General features: G+C 73.8%; 7 protein-coding genes. 4 read left to right on the top strand and 3 right to left on the bottom strand.

Translation table 11 applies throughout. From position 1 onward, the window contains the following. Positions 1-155: 155 nt before the first annotated feature. The 3 genes from ACIQCH_RS38185 to ACIQCH_RS38175 all read right to left on the bottom strand — a co-directional run bounded on the left by ACIQCH_RS38185 (position 156) and on the right by ACIQCH_RS38175 (position 4,103). Positions 156-2,153, bottom strand: a complete 1,998-nt coding sequence (locus ACIQCH_RS38185) for a calcium-binding protein (RefSeq protein WP_402588939.1) — start codon at positions 2,151-2,153, stop codon at positions 156-158. Positions 2,154-2,400: 247 nt separating this feature from the next. After that, a complete protein-coding gene (locus ACIQCH_RS38180; protein WP_402588937.1) occupies positions 2,401-3,486 on the bottom strand; it encodes an IS630 family transposase in 1,086 nt (361 codons plus the stop codon). Between the two features lie 101 nt (positions 3,487-3,587). Further along, the gene (locus tag ACIQCH_RS38175) at positions 3,588-4,103 is read right to left on the bottom strand and encodes an NUDIX domain-containing protein (RefSeq protein WP_402588935.1); all 516 of its coding nucleotides are present in this window, start codon (positions 4,101-4,103) and stop codon (positions 3,588-3,590) included. Positions 4,104-4,127: 24 nt separating this feature from the next. On the opposite strand from ACIQCH_RS38175, the gene ACIQCH_RS38170 reads away from it, so the two are divergent. The 4 genes from ACIQCH_RS38170 to ACIQCH_RS38155 all read left to right on the top strand — a co-directional run bounded on the left by ACIQCH_RS38170 (position 4,128) and on the right by ACIQCH_RS38155 (position 7,055). Continuing rightward, positions 4,128-5,036 (top strand): M15 family metallopeptidase, encoded by a 909-nt coding sequence (locus ACIQCH_RS38170; protein WP_402588933.1) that lies wholly within the window; start codon positions 4,128-4,130, stop codon positions 5,034-5,036. Then, positions 4,940-5,293 (top strand): Mpo1-like protein, encoded by a 354-nt coding sequence (locus tag ACIQCH_RS38165; RefSeq protein WP_402588931.1) that lies wholly within the window; start codon positions 4,940-4,942, stop codon positions 5,291-5,293. Before ACIQCH_RS38170 ends, ACIQCH_RS38165 begins: the two co-directional genes overlap by 97 nt. A 101-nt stretch (positions 5,294-5,394) precedes the next feature. After that, positions 5,395-5,850: a Zn-ribbon domain-containing OB-fold protein gene (locus tag ACIQCH_RS38160; protein ID WP_402588940.1), complete on the top strand. Its 456-nt coding sequence runs from the start codon at positions 5,395-5,397 to the stop codon at positions 5,848-5,850. Beyond that, positions 5,847-7,055: a lipid-transfer protein gene (locus ACIQCH_RS38155; protein WP_402588929.1), complete on the top strand. Its 1,209-nt coding sequence runs from the start codon at positions 5,847-5,849 to the stop codon at positions 7,053-7,055. Before ACIQCH_RS38160 ends, ACIQCH_RS38155 begins: the two co-directional genes overlap by 4 nt. Positions 7,056-7,767: the final 712 nt, after the last annotated feature.

The raw sequence follows: 7,767 nt of genomic DNA, 5'->3' as shown, positions 1-7,767 counted from the left end.
GGGCTCCGCCCCTGGCCTGCGGCCACCCCAGGCCCGGGCCTGCCTCCGGACCAGCCTGCCATGACGCCTCAAGAGGCTCCCCCACACACCACGGGGCGGACCGCGTCTTCCCGACAGCGCCGGCCGGGGTGTCGCCCGGCCGGCACCGGTAGGGGTCAGGGGCAGCTGATGCGGGTGTCGCCGGCGTCGGTGGTGCAGGTGTCGAAGCCGGAGCCGCCGTTGGCCGTGTCGTTGGCGGTGACACCGTCGGTGGTGGTCAGGCGGTCGTTGCCGTAGTAGCCGGTGAGGGTGTCGTTGCCGCGGTCGCCGTTCATGGTGTCGTCGCCGAAGCCGCCGTCGAGGTTGTCGTTGCCCGGTCCGCCGAGGACGGTGTCGTTGCCGTAGCCGGCGCGGACGGTGTCGTTGCCGCTCAGCGCGCAGATCACGTCGTTGCCGAAGCCGCCGGTGAGGGTGTCGGTGCCGGAGGTGCCGACGATCGTGCAGCCCCGGTTGTTGTTGACCGCCGTGGTGGCGGTGGCGCTGTTGTTGCCGGTGTTCGGGTCCTGCGGGGCGCTGCTGGTCGCGGAGGCCGTGTCGGTCAGGGTGCCGGTGGTGCGCGGTTCGGCCGTGACGGTCACGGTGGCGGCGGCGCCGGGGGCCAGGCTGCCCAGGGCGCAGGTCGCGCCCGTGGTGGTGGTGAGGGTGCAGGTGCCCTGGGAGGGGACGGCCGACAGCAGCGTGCCGCCCGCGCCGGAAAGGGAGTCGGTCAGGGTCACGCCCGTCGCGGTGGCGGTCGAGGAGGCCGCGTTGGTCACCCGCACCGTGTACGTCGCCTGGTCGCCGATGCTCACGGACGTCGTACCGGAGTTCGTCACCGACAGGTCGGCCGACGGCGGCGGGGGCGTGGTGCCGCCACCGCCGAGGTAGCGGGCCACGCCGCGGTCGGCGGCGAGGCTGTTGGCCTGGCCGACCACCCCGCCGGCGACGATCTTCCCGTCGGGCTGCAGGGCCACTTGGGAGGCCTGCTCGGAGGGGCCGCCGAAGTCGGTCGTCAGCCGGCCGTCGCCGTCGAAGGAGGTGTCCGCAGCACCGTTGGTGGTGTACCGGGCCAGTGCCCAGTCGCCCGCGTACCGGCCCGCGGCGACGATCCGGCCGTCGGACTGCAGGGCGACGTCCGCGGCGTCGGCGGTGTCCGGTCCGAAGCTGGTGGCGACCCGGCCGCCGGTGCCGAACGTCGGGTCCAGGGCGCCTGCCACGGTGAAGCGCGCCACCCCGAAGACGTTGTCATCGCCGGTCGCGACGACGATCCGGCCGTCGGACTGCAGGGCCACGCCCCGGGCCCTGGCCCCGAAGCCGGGGGTCGCCCTGCCGTCGCCGTCGAAGGTGGGGTCGAGGCTGCCGTCGGTGTTGTAGCGGGCCAGCGTGACGCCGCTGGGGCCGGTCCCGCCGACGACGAGCCGGCCGTCGGGCTGGAGCGCCAGGTCGGAGGCCGAGGCGAACGTGCCGCCCGGGAAGGTGGTGACGGTCTTTCCGTCGCCGTCGAACGTCGGGTCCGGGGAGCCGTTGGCGTCCCAGCGGACCACGACCCAGCTCGCGAAGCTCTGGCCGGCCGCCACGATCCGGCCGTCGGGCCGTACGGCCACCGTCATGGCGGTCTCGATCGCGTCCGGGTCGATGTCGGTGACCGCCCTGCCGCCGGTACCGAAGGTCGGGTCGAGGCTGCCGTCGGGGTTGTAGCGGGCGGCCACCCAGTCGCCGTAGCCGGCGATCGAGGTGGACCCGCCCACCGCGATGATCTTGCCGTCGGGTTGCAGGGCCAGGGCCCTGGCCTCGTCGTTGTTGAGGTCGAAGTCGGTGTTGACGATGCCGTCGCCGCCGAAGCTGGCGTCCAGGCTGCCGTCGGCGTTGTAGCGCACCAGCACGAAGTCGCCGCCGGTCTCGTCGAAGTAGCCGTCTCCCACGGTGATGATCTTGCCGTCGGGTTGCACGGCCATGCCCGAGACGTTCTCGTAGCCGGTCACGTCCGTGACGACCTTGCCGTCGCCGCTGAACGTCGGGTCCAGGTCGCCGGGAGCGGCCGCGGCCGCTCCCGGCAGGCCGAGTACGAGCGCGAGGGCTGCGGCGCTCGCGGCGCCGGCGCGCCCGGCCCGGCGCCGTGGGGAGTGCAGGGGCATGCGCGACCAACTTCCGTCCGTCGGGTCCTGGGGTCGCCACAGCTTTCTGGCACGCCGCGGCCGGGTGGGGCCGCGGCGGGCCGGGGCTGCGCCCAGTGGACCGCCGGGTTCCACCCCCAGGGGTGACGGGGCCGTCACTCGGACGAACGCGGAGCGGGGATCCGTGGCGGGCCCGCACGCCTCGGGGCGCCCGGTCGTGACGGCCGGCCCGCGATCACCCGGCCGGCGATCGCGCGGTCGGCATCGGCTAGTGACCTGGTTCGGAGATCCTCTCGCAGTAGCGGCAGATACGGTCGAGGATCTGATCGGCGGTCTTGGTCCACTTGAAGGGCCTGGCCTCGTTGTTCCAGACCTTGATCCAGTCCTCGAGTGAGGTCTTGAGGTCGTCGAGAGAGCAGAACACCCCACGCTCGAGGCAGCGCCGTTCCAGCTCTGCGAACCACCGCTCGACCTGGTTGATCCAGGACGAGTAGGTCGGGGTGAAATGGAGCTGGAAGCGGGGGTGCGCCAGCAGCCACTTGTGCACCGCCGGGGCCTTGTGGGCGGAGAGGTTGTCGCAGATCACGTGGACCGCCAGGCCCTTGTCGGTCTGGCGGTCGATCTCGTCGAGGAAGTCGCGGAAGTCCACGGCCCGGTGCTGGGCTGACAGTTTCGTGATCACCTTCCCGGTTGCGGTGTTCAGGGCGGCGAACAGGTCGACGGTGCCGTGCCGGACGTAATCGAAGCTCCGCCGCTCGGGCACTCCCGGGATCATGGGCAGGACCGGGGCTGTCCGTTCCAGGGCCTGGATCTGCGGCTTCTCGTCCACCGCGAACACCGCCGCGTTCGCCGGAGGGGCCAGATAGAGACCGACGACGTCACGGACCTTGTCGATCAGGAACGGGTCCGGGGAGATCTTGAACGTCTCGGTCCGCCACGGCTGCAGGCCGAAGGCGTGCCAGATCCGCAGCACACTCGCCGGGGAGATCCCCACGACCTTGGCCAGCTCCCGCTTGGACCAGTGCGTCCCGCCCGGGGGTGTCTCCTCCAGGGTGCGGACCACCACCTCTTCCACCTGGGCGTCGGTGATGGTCCGCGGCACCCCGGGCCTCGGCTCGTCCGCCAGGCCGTCCAGCCGCTCGCGCAGGAACCGGGTCCGCCACCGGCGCACGGTTCCTCTGCCGATGTCGAGTCGCGCGGCGACCACGGTGTTGTTCCAGCCGTTCGCGCACGCCAGCACGATGCGGGCGCGAACAGCCAGTCCCTGCGCGGTCGAGCGGCGCTTGGCCCAGTTCTCCAGCGTCAGCCGCTCGGCCTCCGACAACACGACGGGTTCCAGCCGGGTATCGCCCATGCTCACAGGACAGCGTGGACGCGAGACGCGGCGCAGGCGAACACCGCAATCTGAAACAGGGGTCACCTCACGTGGCGACCCACCGACTCAAAACCAGATCACTAGCCGTAGCGGCCCGCGAACCAGGCGGCCGCGGCCTGCGTGTGCAGGGGGAACGCCAGCGGGCCGGGGGCGCGCAGGACGTGCCAGCCGGTGGTCTCGTCAGTGGCGACGGGCGCGGGCAGGTCGGCCGCGGGGCGGGGTGGCAGCAGGCCGAACAGGAGCAGGTGGCCGGCCGGGGAGCTGAGCGCGTCGGCGAGGACGACGCGGCCGGCCGGGGCCTCGATGCCGGTCTCCTCCCGCAGCTCGCGGACCACGGCGTCCCGCCAGTCCTCGCCGTGGTCGATGAAACCCCCGGGGAGGGCGGTGCCGCCGCGGGCCGGTTCGATCGTGCGGGTGATGACGACGAGGCCGGTGCCCCGGTCGTCGGTCACGGGGAGCAGGGCCACGGCCACGGGGAGCGGGTTGCGGTAGGCGGTGCTGCCGCAGGCCCCGCAGGTGCGGGGCCAGGGCGCCGCGGCGGAGTCGTAGGGGGCTCCGCAGGAGGAGCAGTGCGAGTCCTTCACCGGTGCTGACACGTGGGGGATGGTAGAGGAAGGGACATGCGACGGCTGGGTGTTGGACGGATCGGAATCCGCTGCCTGCTCGGGGCGGCGGGCGCCGCGTGCCTGCTGCTCGGGACGATGGGCGGGGCGGCGGGCGACGTGGCGGGCCGGGCGGCGGGCTACGCGGCGGGCCGGGCGGTGCCGCGGACGGGTGGCGAACCGGTGCCCGCGTTCGTGGCGCTGCGCGACGTGGACCCGAGCGTCGCCGAGGAGATGCGGTACGCCACGGCGCACAACTTCACCGGCACGCGGGTGGACGGCTACCCGGAGGCCGTGTGCCTGCTGACCCGGCCGGCGGCCGAGGCGCTGTCCCGGGCGCAGCGCTCGCTCCTCGCGCGGGGGTACGGGCTGAAGGTGTACGACTGCTACCGGCCGCGCCGGGCGGTGGCGCACTTCGTGCGCTGGGCGCGGGACGCTTCGGACCAGCGGACCAAGGCGGAGTTCTACCCGCGGGTCGACAAGTCCCGGCTGTTCGCGGAGGGTTACATCGCCGAGCGGTCGGGGCACAGCCGCGGCAGCACGGTCGACGTGACGCTCGTACGGCTGCCGGGCCGGGCCGGGCGGCCGGGCGGGGAGGTGGACATGGGGTCGCCCTTCGACCTCTTCGACCCGGTGTCGCACACGGCCGACCCGACCGTGGGGCGCGAGCAGCACGCGCACCGCACGGAGCTGGGGGCGGCGCTGGCGGCGCAGGGCTTCGTCAACCTGCCCGAGGAGTGGTGGCACTTCACCTACCGCCCGGAGCCCTACCCGGACACGTACTTCGACGTCCCTGTCGCGCTGCGGGTGGGCCGCAGTACCGTCGCGGTATGGCAGCAGCAGAGCGCACGTTCGAGTCGTACGAGGACTTCTGGCCGTACTACGTGGCCATGCACTCCCGCGCCGCGACGCGCTGGGTGCACCTGACCGGGACCCTGACGGGACTCGCGGTGGCGGCGTACGGGCTGGCGCGCGGGCGGAAGCGGTACGCGCTGGCGTTCCCGCTGATCGGGTACGGCACCGCCTGGCCGGCGCACTTCTGGATCGAGGGGAACAACCCGGCGACGTTCGGGCATCCGGCCTGGTCGCTGCGCGGGGACGCGCAGATGATCCGGATGATGCTGGCCGGCCGGGACGCGGAGCTGGCCGAGACCGCGGAGAAGTGGCTGGCGGAGAACCCCTGACCCCGGGGCCCGCCCCGTGGCAGACTTCTGACGGATCGTCAGCTCGACGGTCGGTGAGGTCTGCCTGGGGAGGGATCGTGACGCCGCGCACACGCACACCGGTGGTGCCCGGATGGTTCGGGTACGTCGCGCTCGGTACGGGCGAGGAGGAGTTCCGGCTGCTGGGGACCCGGTGCACGACCTGCACCTCGGTGTTCTTCCCCCGCGAGGACTCGTTCTGCCGCAACCCCGGCTGCGCCGGGGGCGAGCTGGTGGAGGTACCGCTGTCCCGGCGCGGCCGCGTCTGGTCGTACACCGACGGGCGCTACCGGCCACCCGCGCCGTACGTCTCCGATCCGGCGGAGCCCTGGGTCCCGTACACGCTCGTCGCGGTGGAGCTGGCGGCGGAGCGGATGGTGGTGCTGGGCCAGGCGGAGCCCGGCGTGACCCCGGCGGACCTGGCCGTGGGCATGGAGGTCGAGGTGGTGCCCGGCGTCCTCGACGAGGACACGGACACCACCTGGACCACGTGGCGGTTCCGGCCCGTGCCGGCCGTGGAGCGGGAGGTCGGCGCATGACCGGGATCCGCGGTGCGGCCGGGGACGTGGCGGTGCTGGGCGCCGGCATGCATCCGTGGGGCAAGTGGGGACGCAGCTTCGTCGAGTACGGCACGGCCGCGGCGCGCGCCGCCCTGGCCGACGCCGGGCTGGGCTGGTCCGACGTGGGCTCGGTGGTCGGCGCGGACACCATGCGCTCCGGGTACCCGGGCTACGTGGCCGGAGCCACCTTCGCCCGGGCACTGGGCTGGCAGGGCGCGCGCGTGACCAGCGTGTACGCGGCCTGCGCCTCCGGCGCCCAGGCGGTGGGAACGGCCCGGGCGCAGATCCTGGCGGGGCTGGCCGACGTGGTGCTCGTGGTGGGCGCGGACGCGGCGCCCAAGGGGTTCTTCGCCCCGGCGGGCGGCGACCGCCCGGACGACCCCGACTGGGTGCGCTTCCGGGTGCTGGGCGCGACGAACCCCGCGTACTTCGCACTGTTCGCGCGCCGCCGGATGGCGGTGTACGGCGACACCCCGGAGGACTTCGCCCGGGTCAAGGTGAAGAACGCGGCCGCGGGCGCGCTCAACCCCAACGCCCGCTACCGCAAGCCCGTGACCGCCGACGAGGTGGCCGCGTCCGCGGTGGTCGCCGACCCGCTGCGCCTGCTGGACATCTGCGCGACCTCGGACGGCGCCGCCGCCCTGGTCCTGACCAGCACGGAGTTCGCCCACGCGCGGGGGGTCGCGGACCCGGTGCGGATCCGTGCGGTCTCGACGGTGACACCGACCTACCCGCGAACGGTCCTCGACCTCCCGGACATCGGCACGGACTCCGCGGCTGCCGTCGAGCCGGCCCCGGGGAGCTTCCGCTCCGCGATCGCCCGGGCGGCGTACGAGGAGGCCGGCCTCGGCCCCGAGGACCTCTCGCTGGCCGAGGTCTACGACCTGTCCACGGCCCTGGAGCTGGAGTGGTACGAGGACATCGGCCTGTGCGGCGAGGGCGAGGGCGCCAAGCTGGTGCGCGAGGGCGCCACGGCCCTGGGCGGCCGGATCCCGGTCAACCCCAGCGGCGGCCTGGCCTCCTTCGGGGAGGCGGTCCCGGCCCAGGCCATCGCACAGGTGTGCGAATTGACCTGGCAGCTGCGCGGCACGGCGGGCGACCGCCAGGTTCCGGCCGCCCGCGCCGGAATCACGGCGAACCAGGGGCTGTTCGGGCACGGGTCGGCGATCGTGGCGGTGAGGTGAGGCGGTAGTCGTCGGGACAGCTCGCAAGACCAACGGCGCCGGTCGGGACTCGGGGCGTCCCGCGGGGTCGGCAAGACCGGCGGCGGAGGCGGTCCGGGGCTGCGGAAGTGCCCCGTGGTGTGTGGGTCCCCTCGGTGCTTGACCCGGCAGGGCCTGCAGGCCCTGCGGCAGGCCCACCCCTGGGGCTTCGGGGGCTCCGCCCCTGGCCTCCGGCCACCCCAGGCCCGGGCCTGCCTCCGGACCAGCCTGCCCTACCGCCTCAAGCACCTCCCCCACACACCACGGGACGGGAGCACTTCGGGGCGCAGCCTTCGTGCCCGGCAGCGCTTCGTAAGTGACCGCGTGCGATGCGCGGCAGGGCTCCGCGTGCCGCAGGGCTCCGCCTGCGGCAGGCCGCCGGACCCGACGGAACGGCGATTCGTGCGCGGTATCGCTTCATGCACGACGGCAACCGCGGCCCTTCGTCCGCGACGGTCAAGACATCGACGGCACCCCACACATCCGTGGCTGATCCGAGTCGGCCCCGGTGTTCGTCGGCGCCCCCTCCCCCGGCCCGTCCTTCCTTGGCGGTGCCTTGGCGGGTCCCGTGGTGTGTGGGGGAGGCGCTTGACAGGTCGTGGCAGGCTGGTCCGGAGGCAGGCCCGGGCCGGAGGTGGCCGAAGGCCAGGCCGAAGGCCCAAAGCCTCCGGGGTGGGCCTGCCGCAGGGCCTGC

This window comes from Streptomyces sp. NPDC093225 (genome assembly GCF_044753805.1).
GTDB lineage: Bacteria > Actinomycetota > Actinomycetes > Streptomycetales > Streptomycetaceae > Streptomyces.
The sequence above is the reverse complement of the archived record's forward strand: the minus strand, read 5'-3'. Positions and strand labels throughout refer to the sequence as shown.